The organism is Ruegeria sp. N10, assembly GCF_056531545.1.
The window spans coordinates 13937-31888 of the sequence record NZ_JBQFLY010000025.1; the positions used below are offsets into that span (position 1 = coordinate 13937).

Here is a 17952-nt window from a genome sequence, read left to right on the forward strand (position 1 = left end):
AACACATGACGGATCGTTTTACATGGCCATAAGTCTATTGACGGAATGTGCGTATTAATCAATATTATTACTACCATGCAAAAGTATTCCATCTTCTCGCTCGCCCGGAACGCACTGACCGGGCATAAGAACTGGCCCAGAGCCTGGCGTAGTCCGCCGCTGAGGAATCGGTACGATGTAGCGGTGATCGGGGCGGGGGGGCACGGTCTGGCCACCGCCTATTATCTAGCCAAAGAGTTTGGCATCACCGATGTGGCTGTGCTGGAACGTGGTTGGTTGGGTGGCGGCAACATTGCCCGGAACACTGTGACTATCCGATCAAACTACATGCGGGATGAATCGATCCCATTCTACGTCAAATCCGTCGCCATGTACGAAGGTCTCACGGATGAGCTGAACTTCAACATGATGCATTCCAAACGAACCATGGTGGATGTGGTTCAGACCTGGCCCAAGCTGCGCGAACTGCGGCGGCGACAGCTGGTGATGGATATCTATGGATCGACCTATGAACAGATCAGCACCGAGGAATTGCGCCGCCGCATTCCGGCGCTGACTGGCGGCGGGCCGGATGCGCGGCTGCCGGTGATCTGCGGCATGGTGCATACGGATGCCGGCGTGAACCGGCATGATGCCGTGGCCTGGGGCTATGCCCGTGCGGCTGACGCGCTTGGAGTAGAGATTCATCAGCAGACGGCGGTGCAATCCCTGCTGCGCGGGGCAGATGGCTCGATCGAAGGGGTTGAGACCAACCGGGGCGTTGTCCGGGCAAAGAAGGTGGTTGTGGCCGTCTCGGGTCACACAACCACGCTCACTGAAACTGCCGGGTTGAAACTGCCGCTACGGACGATGAACCTGACCGCGTTTGTGTCCGAACCGGTCAAGCCGTTGGTCGATGTGATCGTGAACTGCCCGGACAGCGGGTTCTATTTCAGTCAATCCGACAAGGGCGAGATGGTGATCGGCGGTGCGCCCGACATGGGGCAGAGTTTCCGCCGTGACATCAAGCAACACGTATTCGAAGACACGGTGACCGCAATGCTGTCCCTGTTCCCGAGTTTCAAGAAGCTCAAACTGATGCGCCAATGGGGCGGGCATCTGGATATTGCCCATGATGCCTCGCCGATCATGGATCAGACAGAGATTCCGGGGCTGTTTGTCACCGCCGGATGGTGGGGCGGCTACAAGGCCATTCCAGCAGGGGGGCTGACGCTGGCTCATCTGGTGGCAAAGGGGGAACCGCACCCGCTTATGGCGCCCTTCACTCTTGGCAGGTTCCGGCATCTGGACTTCGTGATGGAAGCCGGAACCACTACGGCGCGATAGGAAAGGTCAGGATCATGATGCTTTTACCCTGCCCATTCTGCGGCAAGCGAAACGAAAGCGAGTTTATTTTTGGCGGCCCGGTCGGGGCGGAGCGCCCTGACGCCAATGCCGTCAGCGATGAACAATGGGTCGAATATCTGACGGTGACGCCGAACCCATTGGGTCCGGTTGAGGAGAAATGGTGGCACGCGCGCGGATGCGGTGAATGGTTCACGATCTGGCGGGACACACGGACCCATGACATTGTGGAGGCGTCCGATGGCACAAAGTAACCGCCGCGCTTCGGGCGGGCGCATCGACCGAAACCGCCCTTTGCGATTCACATTCAATGGCAAACCCTATGAAGGGTTCGAGGGAGATACGCTGGCTTCAGCCCTGTTGGCAAACGGGGTTCGGGTCACGGCCCGCAGTTTCAAGTATCATCGCCCGCGGGGTATCATGGGGCACGGGCCCGAAGAACCCGCAACACTGGTGGAACTGGATGGCGAAGATGCTTCGGGCAACCGTCCCGCGACAACGGTGCCGCTGCGCGACGGGCTGAGCGCGCGGTCGGTCAATTGCTGGCCCTCGCCCGAGTTCGATCTGGGTGGGATCAATCAGCTGTTGACGCGCTTTATCCCCGCAGGGTTCTACTACAAAACGTTCAAGTGGCCGGACTGGCACCTGTTTGAACCCTCGATCCGTCGGGCCGCAGGGCTGGCGGCGGCACCCGCCAATCCTCCGGCGAGGGGTCATTTTGAGGCCCGGAACGCCCACGCCGATGTACTGATCGCCGGAGCTGGCCCAGCCGGTCTGCAAGCTGCGCTTGAGGCCGGTCGCGCGGGTAAACGTGTGTTTCTGGCGGATGAGGGCACCGAGGCGGGCGGTAGTCTGCTCAACCGCAATCTTTCGATCGGTGGCTGTCCCGCAATGGACTGGGTCGCGGATGCGGTGGCTGAGCTGCGCGGTATGGACAATGTCACCCATCTGCAAAATGCAACTGTCTGGGCCTATCGCGAACACAATCTGATAATGGTGAACGAACGCGAGCCGGAACAGGACAGTATTCTGGAACGCAGTTGGCGCGTGCGGGCCGGCGAAGTTGTTATTGCTACCGGAGCCACTGAACGCGCCATGGTTTTTGGCGGCAATGACCGGCCCGGTGTGATGTTGGCCTCATCCGTGCAGGCTTACGTCAACCGGTGGGGCGTGACGCCTGGGCAGCGTGTGGTGCTGTTTACCAACAACAACAGTGTTTATGCTGTGGCGGCTGATCTGTCAGCGGCAGGTACGCAGGTTATGGCCATTCTGGACAGCCGCAAGACTGTCCCGTCTGAGGTATTGGATCAGGTTCCGAATGTCCCGGTTCACACTGCAACAGTTGCAAGTGATGTACGTGGTCATAAAAGGGTTCGCGCGGTCAAAGCCGTTCCCATGACCGGAGGAGCAGGTCACTGGATCCATTGTGATGTGCTGGGCTGCTCCGGTGGGTGGAGCCCAACTGTGCACCTGTGGTCGCAATCCCGCAGCACGTTGCGGTTTGATGGGGATCTGGCAGCATTTGTCCCTGATCAGGCGGTTCAGAAGTGCCGCGCGGTGGGGGCAGCGGCAGGAGATCTGACGCTGAACAAGATCGTTGAGGGTGGCGACGATCTGCCTTATGCAATTGAAGCGCTCTGGCGGGTGGATGTTCCGGGCCAGCACGGCAAAGCCTTTTTGGATGTGCAGAACGATGTCTCGGTCAGTGATGTGCATTTGGCCTTGCGCGAAGGCTATGACAATGTCGAACACGTCAAGCGCTATACCACCGGCGGCATGGGGATCGACCAGGGCAAGACCGGCAATATCAACATCATCGGCACCGTTGCGATGCAAAAAGGCGTGCCGCTGCAAGAGGTTGGAACGACCACTTTCCGGTCTCCCTATACGCCTGTTTCCTTCGGTGCGATTGGCGGGTTGCGGGAGGGCTGGGGGCTGTTCCCCTATCGCCATACCCCTGTGACCCAGTGGAACAAGGACAACGGCGCGGTCATGTATGAGGCTGGCGCGCGCTGGCGGCGACCGGGATACTTCCCGAAACCGGGCGAAGGTCTGCAAGAGGCCGTCAATCGCGAATGTCGAGCGGTGCGGGAAGGAGTTGGCGTCTATGATGGCTCGCCCCTTGGCACCTTTGAACTGAAGGGTCGGGATGTTCCGCAATTCCTCGATTTCATCTACTCCAACATCATGTCCAGCCTGAAACCGGGCAACGGGCGCTATGGGCTGATGCTGTCGGATGACGGGCTGATCCTGGATGATGGCGTTGCCTTCCGGCTGGACGAACACCGCTGGCTGGTTTCGACCTCGACGGGGCACGCGGATGCGGTCAATCAGCATATGGAAAAGCTGTTGCAGACCGAATTCCCGGACTGGCAGGTGATGATCACCACGGTCACAAGCCAGTGGAACAACGCTACCATCTGCGGCCCCAGGGCGCGCGACGTCTTACAGGCGCTTGGCACCGACATCGATCTCTCGCCCGAGGTGTTTCCCTTCATGTCCTTCTGCGATGGCACTGTTGCCGGACTTCCGGCGCGGGTGGTTCGGGTCAGCTTCACCGGTGAACTGTCTTTTGAGGTCAACGTTGCCCCTCGTGATATGGCGCAGCTGTGGGACAAGGTGATGGAGGCCGGAGCGCCTTTCGGTATTCTGCCCGTAGGCTCAGAATCCAGCCACGTGTTGCGGGTCGAAAAAGGGTTTCTGTCGCTGGGTCACGAAGTTGACGGAACGGTCGATGCATTCGATCTCGGAATGGGGTGGGCAATGTCGAAGAAGAAGCCCGATTATCTCGGCAAACGCTCGGTTGCTCTGCGCCGGTCGGGCAGTCGGACGCGGCGCGAGCTGGTGGGCATTCTGCCGAAAGACCCTGACCGGCAAATCCCAGAAGGTGCACCCTTGACCCCTGAAGGACGCAAAGAGGCCACCGACGGGTTGGTCACGGCGTGCGTCTGGAGTGTGGTCAATAAACGATGGGTCGGACTGGCGTTGCTGGAAAACGGTCACGCGCGACAGGGCGAAACCGCCCATGTCCGGCTGAAGGACGATGTGATCCCGGTCACTGTCACGAGACCGGTCTTCCACGACCCCGAGGGCAAGTTGCTGAGGTCCTGAGATGAGTTATGACGTAAAAATAGAACGACGCAGCCTGATGGCCCTATTCGACCTCAAAGGAGCGCCTGACGCGGTTTCGAATTGGGTCGGGGACGCTCTGCCGTTATTGCCGGATCGCCCGAACACCCGCGTGAATAAAGACAACACCGAGCTGTTTTACATCGGTCGTAACCACTGGGTCACCCGGGCCCCGCTGGCACAGGAAGATACGCTGGAGGCAAAGCTGAAGCCAACGGACTGCCCGGCGGATATTAGTATCGTGCGTATCTCGGACACCATGACATTCTTTCGCATTACAGGAACGGATGCGGATCAGGCGATGGCAATTGCCAGTCCGATGGACCTGCATGACAGCGTGTTCGGGCCAGATGCAGTTACCTATACCGAAGTTTTTGGTCTCAAGGCTTTGGTGATGCGGTGTCGGGATGGTATTGAGTTTGCGGTCGAACAGAGTTTTGCGGATATGATTGACGACTTTCTGACCCGCGCAACGGCCTGAGGAGGCAACTGCCCTGGCCCGGACACACATCCACAAGTACCAGACGCGCTATCACGCGAAAGCAACCTATTCCAAGGCAATCCGTGCCCGGGGTGACTTTGTTTTCATGCAGGGGCAGGTTGGTACTTTGCTGGATGGTACACTGATTGGCGAAGGCGATCCCGGTGCGCAGGCGGATCAGGCCTGCCGCAATATCCAGCGCTGGATGGAAGAGGCCGGGGACAGCAGATCGGAGCCGCACAGTACAGCGTCGCTCAGCGCGAGGTCGCGGGGATCGCGTGCCAGAATGCCCAACGTATCGAGGCTTAGGGACAGACCCATGACACCGGTCAGATCGTAGCGTCCGGTAGTTGGCTTGAAGCCGCAGCCCCCGCAATAGGCGGCTGGGCGGATCAGCGAAGCCGCGGTTTGAAATCCAAATCCCAAAGGGGCCATGAAATCAGCCACAGCCGCGGCCGAACCGGATGATGATCCACCTGGTGTATGCGCCGGGTTGGCCGGGTTTGCAGTCTTACCGGGTCGGAAATAGGCGAATTCGGTGGTTACCGTCTTGCCGATCGGAATGGCACCTGCGTCCAGAAAGGCCTGCACACAGGTCGCGTTCCGATCAGGGCGGCGATCCGAATAAAGGTCGCTACCCCAACCGGTCGGCATGTCATCGGTGTCGATGATGTCCTTGATCACAAATGGCACGCCATGGAGCGGTCCGCCAACGGGGAGTGCGTCGGCAGACCTTGCACGCTCCATGGCGCGCTCGGCATCGAGGGTCTGAAAAGCCCCGATGACGGGTTCACGGTTTTCGATCCGGTCCAGATGATCCGCCATCACTTCGGATGGTTTCACCTCGCCAGCCCGGATCATTGCAGCCAGTGCGTGGGCGGAGTGATGGTTCAGCTGCGTCATGCCTCCAGCGCTTTCAGGGCGTCGGCAAAAGGCGTGACAGGCATGTCATAGATGCCTCCGCCCAGGCGTCCGGCTTCGCCCAGCCGGTCAAGAATGCCCAGGCCGATCACGGGCCCTGAACCCTGTTCTACTGCGCCGCGCGCGGTGCTTCCCAATTGAACATCCAATGCGCGGAAATAGGGATGCGCCCCGACCGACAGGCCGGACATGCGTGCCTGCGCATCTTCGGGCAGATAAGCCCCCAGACCCTTTTTCTGCTCCGGGCTCAGATCGATGGCCATGGCCCCCAACCCGAAGGCTTCGACCACAGCGCTGTCACCGATAGCACCAAGCGCCCGCTCCTGTGACAGGTCTACCTCAAACGTCCCTTTGGGCGGGCTGGCCGGGATTGTGAACCACTGGCCCGGCAGACCGGAGATCTGAATGCCTGTTTCGCGCCCATTGCCACCTGCCGCGGTGACGAAGCTAGAGCCGTCAATCCCTTCGGCCAGTTTCATCATACATTTGGTTGCCGCCATCCACAGGTTCAGAAACAGCGAAGGTGAGCTATCCATAAAAGCCAGCACATCGTCATCCGTGATCCCGCCCGGCGTGCGATCCTTGAGTTCGGCAATCAGCGCCTGCGCGGCTACAGATGTGCGCCCGTGGCAATCATCCCCACCCGTCAGGCCGATCACGGCGAGTGGGACCAGAGCAATCCCTTCGGCGATCCCTTTCTCAAGTACGTCCAGAAACCGGGTATTGAGCCATTGGATATGGTCCAGCACTGCCTTGGACCGCAGCCCCAGCCGCATTGCCGGACGGCTACCCCCATTGATCGGCGCATAAACCTGCTGCCGCCCGCGCCACGCGTCATAAACCGTGTGCAGCGGCATATCCGCCGAGACCACGGCGGCCAGCGGCGTCACCACATTATGATCCTGTGCAGGTCTCAGGAGGATTTCACCTGCGTTGATCATCCCCTCGGCCTGATCGAAATCCTTCGCAAGCCCCTGCCAGACAGCAGCGACGCAGGCAGAATTCAGGATCGGTGCAGTAATCTGATCGAGGCTGGCAAAGGCGGGGCCTGAATGCAGCAGAACGTTCTCGTCCAAACCCAGCGCATCAGACGCTGTATTGAACCGGTTCCAGACCGGTTGGGTCACCATGGCCTTGTCAAAGGCCAGCTGATCTGCGGCGTGCAGCATCACGTATCCTCCGGCGGGATGATCCATGTTTCCGAGAAATACAGGAATGCCGTCGTCGTCTTATATCCGGCCTGCACCCGTGTACCCAGTTTGCCCGGCAAAGCATGGCCATTGACGATGATCTGCGCGGAATGGGCAGGCACCAGCAGCGAGAACATGTTCTGCTCGCCCGAGGCGACCTCGTGCGGCGACAGTTCCAGCGCGCGGGGTGGTTCGAACCCTTCCCAGACCAGCTCAACGGTCAGGTTCTCGCCTACGATGGTCTCGGTGTAGCGATGGCTCATCGGATCGCCTGAGGAACGCACAACCTGCGCGCCAATCTCGGGCAGGGTGGCGAAAGCAGGGGCGTTGGCGAAAGCGGCCAGTTTGCCGATGAAGTTGGTCTTCAGAAAAGCCGTGAGATCAGGATTGTCGCTGAGAATTACGTTCGGAGCCTCAGGTGGTCCTTCCACCTGATCCGGGGTTCCGTAAAGCAAGAGCACCTGACCCTGACCGACTGGAGACCATGCCACGCGAAAGAACAGCGCCATGGCTGAGAAGTTGTCATTGTCGTCTTTGAGCAGGATGCCCGGGTTTTCGCCTGTCCAGTCGACGATGCCGGGTGTGATAGGTTCGTTCAAAGGCATCACAGATCTTCCTGCGGGGTTACCCAGGTTTCCGAGAAGGCGAGGAAGGCCGTCGACATGGTGCGGCCAAAGAACTGGCGGCTAGCGACCTGACCGGGCAGGCGGGTGCCGTTGATGACAACCTGCGCCGCCTTGGCCTCCAAAAATACCGAATACATTTCATGCGCTTTAGTAGCCGAGTTCTCCTTGGTCACCTCTACCGGCAATGGTGGACCCATGTCCTGCCAGATCATCTCGACCGTAACGCCTGAGCCGCGCAGGGTTTCGGAGTATCTGGACTTCAGATCGCGGGGGCGCTTTTCGACGCTGTCGCAGTCCAGCCAGCTCATCGCGCCGAGACCCGCCTTGCCAATGAAGGTCGGCATCTTTGTCACCCATCCATCGACGATCCAGCGCATCATCCGCTGGTTATCGGTCATGACCAGGTTTGGCACATGCGGCCAGCCCTGCGCCTGATCGGGCGCCCCGAGGATCAGTGCCGCGTGTCCGCGACCATAAGGTGACAGAACCACCCGAAAGAAAAGCGCCAGCGTGTCATAGTGATCCTGGTCGGGGTCCTGTTTCAGATAGATGCCCGGGTTTTCACCGGACCAGTCCACTCGGCCGGGGTTATGGGGGATGCGCGCTGTCATGACCAGCTCGCCTCATACTCTTTCAGCGCATCAACGATGAACGTCTTGCGAGCCTCACCCTGAAGGTGGTCACCGGATTTGTAGATTTCAGCTACCTGATGCGAGACCTCTTTGAGTACTGCCCCGTCGTCCCGCCCCACCTGCAATGGAATGCGCAGCATGGTGTCACCAGCATATGTCGGTATCATCTTTCCGGCGAAATTGTCAGAGGGTTGAGGCGGTCTTTCGCCACTCTTCAGAGCGCGAATGGCGTTGCGCAGCAGACGGCGCGCCTTGGCGACACCCCGGTCGGTAAAGCTGAGGTTTTCGCGGGCGTGGATATTCTTGGGGCCCTGACTGACCCAGGCGTCATAGTCCCCCGGATCGCGTTGCCGCATCTCATACGGTCGGTCGGGATCCTGACCGTAGAAATCGGTCATTCCAAAACCCACCTTGCTTTTATCAGTCAGACCCTTGGGATCGTCATTCGCCGCCGCATCGCGGAAGTGACGCCAGGCGATGACCATCGTGTTGGTGTCGTCAATTGGAGTGATCCAGCGCGACAGCCCGCAGCGTCCAAAATAGCGCGGCCCATCCGGCACCGGGAAATGACCGCCGTTCTGGGTGAACGAGGGCAACATATGATCATGGATGCGGACCCAGACGATATCCTCCACACGCCGGACATTCGTGTAGAAATCGCCGGTCTGGCTTTCGTGAAACTCGATCATCGGCATTTCGGCAAAGGCGTCGATGAACTGGCTCCGCACAGCCAGAGTGTGCAGGTAGACCACATGGAACGGATCCCAGGCATTCTCCATCACTTGCAGCCAGTTGCAGGGGGACTTGATGAGATAGGGCACCAACTCGTCACCTTCGTCATCGAAGGTATCCATGACCGGGAAGAGGGGCTGCGCGACGGCCGGACCCATATAGGCAAAGGCCAACCCTTTGTATTCGATCACCGGATACGCCCCCAGGCAAGCCTTTTTCTTGACCTGAGAGGCAGGTGGTTCACACGGGGTTTCCAGAATGGTGCCGTCAAGTCCGTATTTCCAGCCGTGATAGGAACACCTGATGCCGCCTTCCTCTACAATGCCAAACTCAAGGCTCATATTGCGGTGGCAGCAATGCAGATGGGTCAGGCCTAGCTTGCCATCTTTTTTTTCGCGAAACAGAACCAGATCTTCGCCCAGAATGCGCAGACGATAGGGCAGGTCGCCGATCTGGTCAGTCATCGCCACCGGCATCCAGAACCGGCGCAGATATTCGCCGCATGGCGTGCCGGGGCCGACTTCAGTCAGCTCCGGGTCGGGCTCTTGTTGCCAAACGCTCTGCTGGTCGTGACCGCGGAAATTGCCCTCGGGGGTTGAGAAATGATTGTTCATGGCATCCTCCGTGCGTATCGGTGGTCAGGGGAATGGATCGGGGACTGGCGCGGTGCCGGTCCATATCGATTTGACCTGACAGAAATCCTTGATGGCGTTCGGGCCAAGTTCACGCCCATAGCCCGACAGCTTGATCCCGCCGATGGGGCTGGCAGGGTCTACGCTGCGATAGTGGTTGATGTAGACCGAGCCTGCCGCAATAGCCCCGGCGATACGCGCGCCCTTGTCGGCATCGGTCGTCCACACCCCTGCAGCCAGCCCATAGTCGCTGTCATTGGCCAGCGCGATGGCTTCGTCTTCGGTAGTGAATGAGGTTACGGCAAGAACCGAGCCGAACACTTCTTCACGCCAAAGCTGCATGTCGGGGCTTACATTGTCGAACACCGTCGGCCCGATATAGAACCCGTTCCGACCCGCTGCCGTAGCGGTTCCGTCCAGCAGGCAGGCTGCGCCATCGGCCTTGGCACGTTCGATCATCGCCGTCACCTTGCGCAGATGCGGCTCGTTGGCCAGTGGTGCGATCTGAGTGTCTGGGTCCATCGGGTCACCCATCCTAAGCGCTCGCGCCCGGTCGACCAGGCGTGATACCAGCTTGTCTTTCAACCCGGCCTCAACAATCAGCCTTGAACCGGCGACGCAGGTTTGACCGTTCGACAGGAAGATGCCGGACAGGATTCCGTTGACCACATTGTCCAGATCGCAGTCGGCAAAGACCACCTGCGGAGACTTTCCACCCAGCTCCAGCACCGCAGGGATTACTCCGGCTGAGGCAGCCTCGGCCACTTTACGACCGCCAAAATCCGAGCCGGTAAAAGTGACCTTGCGCGTCAGGGGGTGACGAACCAACGCCTCGCCCACCTCGTGACCCAGTCCGGTGACCACGTTTAACACCCCGGGCGGCAGTCCTGCTTCGTGCGCCAGCCGTGCGAATTCCAGAGTCGAGGCCGAGGCCATTTCAGAAGGTTTCACAACCACCGTATTGCCCGCCGCCAATGCCGGTGCCAGCTTCCAGGCAAGGATCATCAACGGAGAGTTCCATGGCGTGATGGCGACCACGACGCCATAGGGCAAATGGTACCCAACGCTCTGCACGCCTGGGACGTTGTTGGCTTGCGGTTCGGGTTGTAGTTTGCGCGCCTCTGCCGCGAAATACCTGAACCAGCTGTGCAGCCCGGAAAATTGTCCGCGCACCTCGGCTATGCGCTTTCCGTTGTCGCGGATTTCAGGCGTTACAAGCTCTTCCCAGCAGGTTTCCAAGATGTCTGCCAATCGGTCGAGCGCATCCGACCTCTCTGGCGGCCCCGACTTTGCCCATGGCCCGTTCCGGAAAGCATGATCGGCATCCCGGATAGCCTGATCGGCGGTTTGTGCGTCGCAACGGGCGACCTTGCACCAGACCTGACCAGTGGCGGGGTCGATGCTGGGCAGGGTTTCACCATCCCAATCAACAAAGGCACCGGAAATGAACGGAGAGCAGGTTTTCATTCAACGTCCCTCGGGCACGGGTTGGGCAACCAGCGCCAGCAAATCGCCCCGGCGTACAATGCCGCGATTGCCATGGGCCAGAACATGGCCCGTTGCGGGAAAGGTAAGCTTGACAGCTGCGCGTTCCGGTTCGGTCGGAAAGTGCAGAGTACCCGCCAGATCACCTTTGATTACCTGTTGCCCGGCAGCGCAGCGGCGGTCGAACAGGCCATCCGCAGGTGCATGGATCGAATGCAGCGGATCGGCGACTTCCACACATTGCGCCGGTGCCGGGGCAGGAGAGCCGCCCGGCAGAATGCCCAGATGTTTCAGGCAGCGTATCAGCCCGGCTTCAGCAAGGTCAGTGGCATGAGGATCGACACCCCCTCCGCCACTAAGTTCTGCTGCGATCATCGGAACTCCGGCGCGGGCAGCGGCAGCATTCACCGAGCGGTTGTCGTTATGCACGCCCAGTACCCAGATCAGCGGAAGCCCAAAGGCGCGGGCCAAATCCATGTTGGCTGCGGTCAGGTCTGTGTCATCCCCCCTTGCCGCCAGTGCGCAAGGATCGAAAACGGACGCCTTACCACCTGAGTGCAGGTCTATGGCTGCGTCAACGCGGTGCAGCAGTACGGTTTCGACAAAATGCGCCAGCATGGCCGTCGGGCCACCATCCGCATCGCCCGGAAAAGCGCGGTTCAGGTTTTGACCATCCAATGGCGAAACCCGCGACGAAGCCTGAAAGGCGGGCGCGTTCAGGGCCGGGATCAGGATCACCTGCCCAGAGAGTTCGGCAGGGTTCAGCCGTTCCGCCAGACGCAGGATTGCTGAGGGCCCTTCGAATTCGTCCCCATGTGTGCCGCCCAGAATCAGGACAGACGGCCCCGGTTTGCCCCGCAGGCTGATGATCGGGATGGGATGGTATCCCAGCGGTACGGTATTGTCGGACCATTTCAGCATAAGATCGCCAACCTGCCGACCCGGCGCATCCAGATTAATGGTCAGGTGAAGCCTGCTGGGTTGGGGTGAAAGCGTGTCGGTCATCCGGGTTCTTCTACTGGGCTGCGACTTTCATAACATAATTTTTTTGAAAGTGAATTGTCTAAAATTTTATGTTGTGTGATATATGTATGAAATTGCCATTGCCGTCACTGGCGGCGCCGGAGGATTTGGATGGTCATAGCCCGTGCTAAAGCTGGAATAGACAGGATCAAACCTCATATGATGGGTGCGGCGTCCATGGACGTTCCGCCGCCTGCGATCCTTCTGAACTCGAATGAAAGTGTGTTTGGTCCCAGCCCGACGGCCCGCTCCGCCGCCTGTGCGGCCATCAGCAGTGTCGAACGCTATGTTGAAAACCCCGATCACATTCTGGCCCCAGCAATCGCCGAGAAATTTGGGCTGGACGCCGCACGGATCACCACCGGGCAGGGATCGGACGATCTGCTGGCCCGCCTGGCCCGCGCCTATCTGGGGCAGGGCACCGAGTTGATCCGCAGCGCAAACGGCTATCTCAAAGTACCGAACTACGCCTATGCCAATGACGCCGAGGTGGTGTCGGTCGCGGACGATGCCTTCAAACCCTCAGTCGACCGAATGATCGAGGCGGTGACTAAACGTACCCGGATCGTTTACCTTGCCAATCCCGAAAACCCGGCAGGTACATATCTGAACGGATCAGAGCTGCGCCGTCTTCATGCTGCGTTGCCTGAAAATGTGCTTCTGATCATTGATGCCGCCTACGAGGAATATGTCGATGCGGCGGATTATGAGCCTGCGCACAAGCAGGTGGAGGCTGCGGACAATGTTGTCATGTGCCGGACGTTTTCAAAGATTTTCGGACTGGCGGGCGCACGCGTCGGCTGGATGTTCGGGCCTGAATATGTGGTCGACAGCGTGCGCCGGATTAGTCTGACCTTTCCCGTGGCGTCTTCTTCGGTTGCGGCAGCAGTTGCAGCACTGGAAGACGCTGTGCACACCCGTTTTGTGCGAGAGACTAACCTGAATAATCGAAAATGGCTTTCGACCGCACTAACGGAACTGGGCCTGTATGTGGTTCCAAGCCAGGCCAACTTTGTGCTGGTTCAGTTTCCCGATCCCAGGAAATCTGCCGAAGCGGTGGATCGGTTCTTGCGGCAGCGCGGCGTTGCCGTCCGCCGGTTCGCCTCGCCCGCCTATCGCGACTATATCCGCATTACCATTGGCCACCGCCATGAATTGCAGGCGGCACGGGACGGGATCGCTGCGTTTCTGGCCGGAGGTGCCTGATGGTCGCGTCCCCTCAACCAGCAGAAGATGCTCCGCAGGTCGCGCATCCATCCGGCGCCGCAATCATAGCCGCAATCAAGGTGGCGGGTGTTCGTGAAATAGTTGCGCTGCCGGATATTGTTACCAGTGATGGGCTTCTCTGGCCGATCTCACGCGATCCCGTATTTCGCCTGACCCGTATCTGTAAAGAAGATGAGGGCGTCAGTATTTGCGGGGCGATGTCATACAACGGTACGCGGGCGGTCTTGATGATGCAGCAAACCGGGTTGATGGATTCCCTGAATGCGATCCGGGCCATTGGCGTCGACTATGAACTGCCGGTGGTCATGATGGTTGGACTGCAAGGCAAGGAGCCACATATGCACCCGGATCAGTCAGCCTCTTATGGGGTGCGGATCGTCCGGCCTGTGCTGGATGCGATGGAGCTGTCACATTCCCTGATCGAAGAGCCGGGGGATGAGGAACATATCCCGCAGGCGATCGAAGCGGCCTATGCGGCCTCAAGACCCCATATTTTCCTGATTGGCCGCGCACCGGAGGCGTAATGACCATGCTCCGCGACGCAGCGTTGAAGGCCCTGATTCCTCATATTCGCGAGGACGATATTGTTGTTGCAGTGTATCAAAGCTGTTTCGACTGGCTTGCCCTGAACCCGCGCGATCTGAACTACGTGGCTGTAGGAGCGATGGGACAGGCATCCTCTCATGGTTTGGGTCTGGCACTGGCCAATCCTGATCGGCGTGTGATCGTGCTGGATGGCGACGGCAGCCTGCTGATGAATCTGGGAACTTTGGTGACGATTGCCAATGCGAGAGTGACAAACCTTTACCATTTCCTTTCGGCCAACCGAGTCTATGAGGTGAACGGGTCGCACCCTTTGCCCGGCGCGGACAGAGTGGATTTTACTGCTATGGCATGGGCCGCCGGTTACGCCGGAGTTCAGCGATTTACCACGCTGGATCAGTTTTCCGCGGCGCTGCCGCAGGTGCTGTCATCCACCGGCCCACAGTTTGTTTCGATGGAATTGACGGCAGGTGCTCCTTATCCCCGGGACTACGCCTATATTCACAGCGCGCAAGCGCGGGAGAGTTTCCGCGAGGCGCTTAATCGCCGTTAATCTGAGATTGCACGATCTTTAGAAAGGATTGCCCGACGGCAGACAGGGGCTTGTTTTTGGACCAGAACAGAACTGCCCGAAAGGTCAGAGGTGCCGCAAAGGGCAGGGCGACACAGTCAGGAATTGTTCTGAGGTAATCCAGGCTGGCCCCGACAACCGAGACGCCCAACCCACGCGCAACAAGACGGCATACTGCGTCGGTAGTGCGCGTCTCATACTGCATCTGCCGTTGAATGCCTTTTGCCTCGAAAAACTGATCCATCTCGAACCGGAACCGCGAGGAAGGCATGTATGAGATAAAGTTCTCACCAGCCAGATCCTGCGCCTGTACAAGGGTTTTCCCGGTCAGAGGGTGACCAGTTGGAACCACGCAGCACACATCGCTGTTCCGGATCACCAGACTGTCAAAGGACGGGTTGGCGGGTTCGGTCGTCGTGACCCCGAAATCGTAATTCTGCGAGACCATCCATTCAACCGCATCGTCGCTGGGCGCGATTTCCATCCGGGCCATGGCCTGCGGCCAGGTGGCGGCGAATTCCTGAATCAGATCGGGGGCCAGTTGGGACGACACCCCCGGGGTGATCACAAGGCTAAGCCGCGCGTGGCCGAATTTCCCGATGGCAGTCGCAGATTCCTTGATGTGTTCCATGCCGCTGACGGCCTGCCGAACTTCTTCCACCAGCAGACGGGCCTCATCCGTGGGCACCAGCACCCGGCCCGAGCGTTGAAACAACCGAAATCCAACTTCGGCCTCAAAGTCCGAAATCAGGCGACTGACCGCGGGCTGCGAGATACCCAGCATCGCCGCCGCCTCGGTCACGGTTCCGGTCGAAACCACGGTTCGAAAAGCGTCAACCTGTTTGAAAGTGATCTTCATGCGAGATTAGGCCTGATTGAGATATACGGTCGGATTATTCATAGTTTCACATAATATAGGAATATGAAATGGTTCCGGTGGGTTATACGGCCCGATGCCGCCGGAATGTGATGCCTGCTTACTGCGGACGTGTTGAAACGGTGATGAATTCAATCGCATTTGACAGGATTTGATGAAAGCCATGAGGCAGCTTGGCGTCAAAGCTCAGCGTATCTCCGGCGGCCATCGTAAAATCCTCGGTCCCGCATCGATAGACCGCCGTGCCCCTGATCATATAGAGAAAGACGTACCCTTCATGCTGATAGCTTGGCAGGCTTTCTGACTGGTCACGTGAGATGGTGATATGGGCAGACTGAAACGTGCCACCGGGCCCGCCATGTTTGCCCAGCAACATGTAATCATGTGCGTGGCCCTGCGTGATGCGCCGCGATGGCAACCCGTCGCCCGCTTTGACATGATGCACATCAGCTGCCACTTCGGAATGTGCAAACAGCGCCATCAGCGCGACGTCCAGAGCATCCGCCAATGATTGCAACGTGCCAAGTGAAGGGGATACATGCCCGTTTTCGATCCGGCTGATCATCGCGGTTGAAACCTGCGCCCGGGTGGCCAGATCCGCCAGCGTCAGATTACGCTCCTGCCGCAACCTTTGCAGAGTCTGTCCGACTTCTTTTTCAGTATCCGTTTTATTTACCATCAAGCGATCGCCATTCATCCTTGTCTGGATGTTGATAGCGGTTGGCAGGAATGGCCGCAAACTTTTCCCGACCCGGTTCTGCGGGGAATTGTGGGTCAGTTGTAAGGTCGTTCTGGCTTAGGTTTTAATCGTACCATCCTCAACCCAGGCGTCGAACTGTGCAAGAACGGCACTGTCAAGTTGACGGCCCGATCATACACCGATAGAGGCGCGCGATGATCCTGTCAGTCCCTTCGCCGCGTCTCAAGGGGTTTCGGTACCCACGTTCGGTCATCGGGTTTGCCGTCTGGGCTTACCATCGATTTGCCCTGAGCCTTCGGGACGTCGAGGACCTGCTGGCCGAGCGGGGCGTCCGGGTCAGCCACGAGACGGTCCGTTCCTGGGTTAGGCGTTTCGGCCGCCAGATCGCGGGAAGAATCCGCGAGGATCGTCCGGCGCCGGCCGACAAGTGGCATCTCGACGAGATGGTCATCGTGATCGGCAGCAAGAAGCGCTGGCTCTGGCGGGCGGTCGATGCACGTGGTGACGTCCTCGAGATCCTGGTGCAGGCGCGCCGGAATGCTAACGCGGCGAAGCGCTTCATGCGCAAGCTGATGCTGAAGTGGGGCGCGCCGAGGGTCCTGATCACGGACAAGCTGGGCAGCTACCGGGTGGCCCGGAGGGGGCTCTGCCCCGGGACCGACCATCGCGCCCACAAGGGCCTGAACAACCGGGCCGAGGCCTCGCACCGGCATACCCGACGGCGCGAGAAGATCATGGGCCGGTTCAAGTCACCCGGCCAGACGCAGCTCTTCCTCTCGGCACATGACCAGATCGCCGCTCTGTTCCGCCCCAAACGCCATCATCTGTCCACACCCTCTTACCGCCATGCATGTGCCGACGCCTTCGGCCTCTGGCAGGAATACGTTGAGAATCTCCGGGCCTGAGCGGCGACCGTGCGCCTGATCTCAGATCAGCGCCAATAACTTGACAGTGCCTGCCGGTCGCCTTCGTTACAGCGGCATCGCTGGTTCATGAACTGATGGAGGCCCGCGACGAGAAGCGCTTGCTGCGGCTGCAACGGCAACTGGCCAAGGTCAAATTGCTGACAATCGATGAACTGGGCTTTGTGCCATTGAGCAAAACCGGCGCTGAACTGCTCTTCGAGCTGATCTCACAACGCTACGAGAGAGGTTCCACCCTGATCACCAGCAATCTGCCGTTCGAAGAATGGACGGAAACCTTCGGGACCGAACGCCTCACCGGCGCCCTGCTGGATCGCCTGACCCATCATGTGAACATTATGGAAATGAACGGCGAAAGCTATCGCCTCAACCAGAGCCGCGCCCGCCTCGCAAAATCCGGAAATGATCTTTACAGGATTGGCCTGACGGCCAATGCGCCTTGGACCGTGCTTGCTATTTGAGGGTCGCACGCTGCAAGGCGCCCGCGCCAAACTGGCCTACTTTTGCTCCACCCCAACGGCCGGTTCTTGCCGCCGTTGACAAACGCTCTGCAAGCCCTGCTGATGGCCGTATGGCGGCGCAAACCCGCAGGTAAGGTCGTGGTCCACTCAGACTAGGGCTCCCAATTCACCAGCCGGGAGTGGCAGACATTCCTGCGCCAGCACAACCTGGAACCCAGCATGAGCCGACGCGGCAATTGTCACGACAACGCGGTCGCTGAAAGTTTCTTCCAACTGCTGAAACGAGAACGGATCAGGCGGCGGACATACCCGACCCAGGACGACGCGCGGCAAGACGAGTTCGAATACATCGAGCTCTTCTGCAGGTGTTGTCACGTTAACTTCTGACTCACGAAGAAATCCTGATGCTTGGGTGTCAAGTTGCTCGGGTGGCAGCATTCCAGGCGTCAAATGCT

The 17952-nt window shown here is 59.2% G+C and carries 17 protein-coding genes and 3 pseudogenes; 11 read left to right on the plus strand and 9 right to left on the minus strand.

Features of this window, described 5'->3' with window-relative positions; all coding sequences use genetic code 11:
* Positions 1 to 75: 75 nt before the first annotated feature.
* The 5 genes and pseudogenes from ACR0JI_RS20155 to ACR0JI_RS20175 form a co-directional block, all read left to right on the plus strand.
* On the plus strand, positions 76 to 1326 hold the full coding sequence (locus ACR0JI_RS20155) for an FAD-dependent oxidoreductase (RefSeq protein WP_480496288.1): 1251 nt from the start codon (positions 76 to 78) through the stop codon (positions 1324 to 1326).
* Between the two features lie 14 nt (positions 1327 to 1340).
* On the plus strand, positions 1341 to 1598 hold the full coding sequence (locus tag ACR0JI_RS20160) for a sarcosine oxidase subunit delta (protein WP_480496286.1): 258 nt from the start codon (positions 1341 to 1343) through the stop codon (positions 1596 to 1598).
* The gene (locus ACR0JI_RS20165) at positions 1585 to 4455 is read left to right on the plus strand and encodes a 2Fe-2S iron-sulfur cluster-binding protein (RefSeq protein WP_480496284.1); all 2871 of its coding nucleotides are present in this window, start codon (positions 1585 to 1587) and stop codon (positions 4453 to 4455) included. Before ACR0JI_RS20160 ends, ACR0JI_RS20165 begins: the two co-directional genes overlap by 14 nt.
* A gap of 1 nt (position 4456) precedes the next feature.
* Positions 4457 to 4954, plus strand: a complete 498-nt coding sequence (locus ACR0JI_RS20170; RefSeq protein ID WP_480478003.1) for a sarcosine oxidase subunit gamma family protein — start codon at positions 4457 to 4459, stop codon at positions 4952 to 4954.
* A gap of 106 nt (positions 4955 to 5060) precedes the next feature.
* Positions 5061 to 5120, plus strand: a pseudogene (locus ACR0JI_RS20175) (RidA family protein); the annotation flags it as partial.
* A gap of 11 nt (positions 5121 to 5131) precedes the next feature.
* Here ACR0JI_RS20175 and ACR0JI_RS20180 read toward each other — a convergent pair.
* From ACR0JI_RS20180 to ACR0JI_RS20210, 7 genes are read right to left on the minus strand one after another with little or no spacing between them, the layout of a single operon-like run.
* Complete coding sequence (locus tag ACR0JI_RS20180; RefSeq protein WP_480478001.1) at positions 5132 to 5857, minus strand: amidase; 726 nt, start codon at positions 5855 to 5857, stop codon at positions 5132 to 5134.
* Positions 5854 to 7044: a YlbE family protein gene (locus ACR0JI_RS20185; protein WP_480477999.1), complete on the minus strand. Its 1191-nt coding sequence runs from the start codon at positions 7042 to 7044 to the stop codon at positions 5854 to 5856. Before ACR0JI_RS20185 ends, ACR0JI_RS20180 begins: the two co-directional genes overlap by 4 nt.
* A complete protein-coding gene (locus tag ACR0JI_RS20190) occupies positions 7044 to 7670 on the minus strand; it encodes a hypothetical protein (RefSeq protein WP_480477997.1) in 627 nt (208 codons plus the stop codon). Before ACR0JI_RS20190 ends, ACR0JI_RS20185 begins: the two co-directional genes overlap by 1 nt.
* The gene (locus ACR0JI_RS20195; protein ID WP_480477995.1) at positions 7670 to 8302 is read right to left on the minus strand and encodes a hypothetical protein; all 633 of its coding nucleotides are present in this window, start codon (positions 8300 to 8302) and stop codon (positions 7670 to 7672) included. The genes ACR0JI_RS20190 and ACR0JI_RS20195 overlap by 1 nt, the downstream gene beginning before the upstream one ends.
* A complete protein-coding gene (locus tag ACR0JI_RS20200; protein ID WP_480477993.1) occupies positions 8299 to 9669 on the minus strand; it encodes a Rieske 2Fe-2S domain-containing protein in 1371 nt (456 codons plus the stop codon). Before ACR0JI_RS20200 ends, ACR0JI_RS20195 begins: the two co-directional genes overlap by 4 nt.
* 24 nt (positions 9670 to 9693) lie before the next feature.
* Positions 9694 to 11154: an aldehyde dehydrogenase gene (locus tag ACR0JI_RS20205; RefSeq protein ID WP_480496282.1), complete on the minus strand. Its 1461-nt coding sequence runs from the start codon at positions 11152 to 11154 to the stop codon at positions 9694 to 9696.
* Positions 11155 to 12177 carry a succinylglutamate desuccinylase/aspartoacylase family protein gene (locus ACR0JI_RS20210; protein ID WP_480496280.1) on the minus strand — a complete coding sequence of 341 codons (1023 nt, stop codon included), beginning with the start codon at positions 12175 to 12177 and terminating at the stop codon, positions 11155 to 11157.
* Between the two features lie 129 nt (positions 12178 to 12306).
* On the opposite strand from ACR0JI_RS20210, the gene ACR0JI_RS20215 reads away from it, so the two are divergent.
* From ACR0JI_RS20215 to ACR0JI_RS20225, 3 genes are read left to right on the plus strand one after another with little or no spacing between them, the layout of a single operon-like run.
* Complete coding sequence (locus ACR0JI_RS20215; RefSeq protein WP_480496278.1) at positions 12307 to 13401, plus strand: pyridoxal phosphate-dependent aminotransferase; 1095 nt, start codon at positions 12307 to 12309, stop codon at positions 13399 to 13401.
* Positions 13401 to 13946, plus strand: a complete 546-nt coding sequence (locus ACR0JI_RS20220) for a decarboxylase (protein WP_480496276.1) — start codon at positions 13401 to 13403, stop codon at positions 13944 to 13946. Before ACR0JI_RS20215 ends, ACR0JI_RS20220 begins: the two co-directional genes overlap by 1 nt.
* Complete coding sequence (locus ACR0JI_RS20225; RefSeq protein ID WP_480496274.1) at positions 13946 to 14518, plus strand: thiamine pyrophosphate-dependent enzyme; 573 nt, start codon at positions 13946 to 13948, stop codon at positions 14516 to 14518. The genes ACR0JI_RS20220 and ACR0JI_RS20225 overlap by 1 nt, the downstream gene beginning before the upstream one ends.
* On the opposite strand, the gene ACR0JI_RS20230 is transcribed toward ACR0JI_RS20225, so the two are convergent.
* A complete protein-coding gene (locus tag ACR0JI_RS20230) occupies positions 14505 to 15395 on the minus strand; it encodes a LysR substrate-binding domain-containing protein (RefSeq protein ID WP_480496272.1) in 891 nt (296 codons plus the stop codon). The two genes, ACR0JI_RS20225 and ACR0JI_RS20230, sit on opposite strands and share 14 nt — an antisense overlap.
* Positions 15396 to 15513: 118 nt before the next feature.
* Entirely contained in the window at positions 15514 to 16092 is a 579-nt protein-coding gene (locus ACR0JI_RS20235; protein ID WP_480496270.1) for a helix-turn-helix domain-containing protein, read from the minus strand.
* Between the two features lie 215 nt (positions 16093 to 16307).
* Between ACR0JI_RS20235 and ACR0JI_RS20240 the strand changes: the two genes are divergently transcribed.
* The 3 genes and pseudogenes from ACR0JI_RS20240 to ACR0JI_RS20250 all read left to right on the plus strand — a co-directional run.
* A complete protein-coding gene (locus ACR0JI_RS20240; RefSeq protein ID WP_480477977.1) occupies positions 16308 to 17018 on the plus strand; it encodes an IS6 family transposase in 711 nt (236 codons plus the stop codon).
* A gap of 50 nt (positions 17019 to 17068) precedes the next feature.
* Positions 17069 to 17497, plus strand: a pseudogene (locus ACR0JI_RS20245) (ATP-binding protein); the annotation flags it as partial.
* A gap of 84 nt (positions 17498 to 17581) precedes the next feature.
* A pseudogene (locus ACR0JI_RS20250) lies at positions 17582 to 17857 on the plus strand (DDE-type integrase/transposase/recombinase); the annotation flags it as partial.
* Between the last annotated feature and the right edge of the window lie 95 nt (positions 17858 to 17952).

Coding starts and splice junctions, on each gene's coding strand:
- ACR0JI_RS20185 (WP_480477999.1), bottom strand. CDS start 7,044: ATGCTGCACGCCGCAGATCAGCTGGCCTTTGACAAGGCCATGGTGACC.
- ACR0JI_RS20200 (WP_480477993.1), bottom strand. CDS start 9,669: ATGAACAATCATTTCTCAACCCCCGAGGGCAATTTCCGCGGTCACGAC.
- ACR0JI_RS20190 (WP_480477997.1), bottom strand. CDS start 7,670: ATGCCTTTGAACGAACCTATCACACCCGGCATCGTCGACTGGACAGGC.
- ACR0JI_RS20230 (WP_480496272.1), bottom strand. CDS start 15,395: ATGAAGATCACTTTCAAACAGGTTGACGCTTTTCGAACCGTGGTTTCG.
- ACR0JI_RS20195 (WP_480477995.1), bottom strand. CDS start 8,302: ATGACAGCGCGCATCCCCCATAACCCCGGCCGAGTGGACTGGTCCGGT.
- ACR0JI_RS20215 (WP_480496278.1), top strand. CDS start 12,307: ATGGTCATAGCCCGTGCTAAAGCTGGAATAGACAGGATCAAACCTCAT.
- ACR0JI_RS20180 (WP_480478001.1), bottom strand. CDS start 5,857: ATGACGCAGCTGAACCATCACTCCGCCCACGCACTGGCTGCAATGATC.
- ACR0JI_RS20225 (WP_480496274.1), top strand. CDS start 13,946: ATGACCATGCTCCGCGACGCAGCGTTGAAGGCCCTGATTCCTCATATT.
- ACR0JI_RS20155 (WP_480496288.1), top strand. CDS start 76: ATGCAAAAGTATTCCATCTTCTCGCTCGCCCGGAACGCACTGACCGGG.
- ACR0JI_RS20170 (WP_480478003.1), top strand. CDS start 4,457: ATGAGTTATGACGTAAAAATAGAACGACGCAGCCTGATGGCCCTATTC.
- ACR0JI_RS20205 (WP_480496282.1), bottom strand. CDS start 11,154: ATGAAAACCTGCTCTCCGTTCATTTCCGGTGCCTTTGTTGATTGGGAT.
- ACR0JI_RS20235 (WP_480496270.1), bottom strand. CDS start 16,092: ATGGTAAATAAAACGGATACTGAAAAAGAAGTCGGACAGACTCTGCAA.
- ACR0JI_RS20240 (WP_480477977.1), top strand. CDS start 16,308: ATGATCCTGTCAGTCCCTTCGCCGCGTCTCAAGGGGTTTCGGTACCCA.
- ACR0JI_RS20165 (WP_480496284.1), top strand. CDS start 1,585: ATGGCACAAAGTAACCGCCGCGCTTCGGGCGGGCGCATCGACCGAAAC.
- ACR0JI_RS20160 (WP_480496286.1), top strand. CDS start 1,341: ATGATGCTTTTACCCTGCCCATTCTGCGGCAAGCGAAACGAAAGCGAG.
- ACR0JI_RS20210 (WP_480496280.1), bottom strand. CDS start 12,177: ATGACCGACACGCTTTCACCCCAACCCAGCAGGCTTCACCTGACCATT.
- ACR0JI_RS20220 (WP_480496276.1), top strand. CDS start 13,401: ATGGTCGCGTCCCCTCAACCAGCAGAAGATGCTCCGCAGGTCGCGCAT.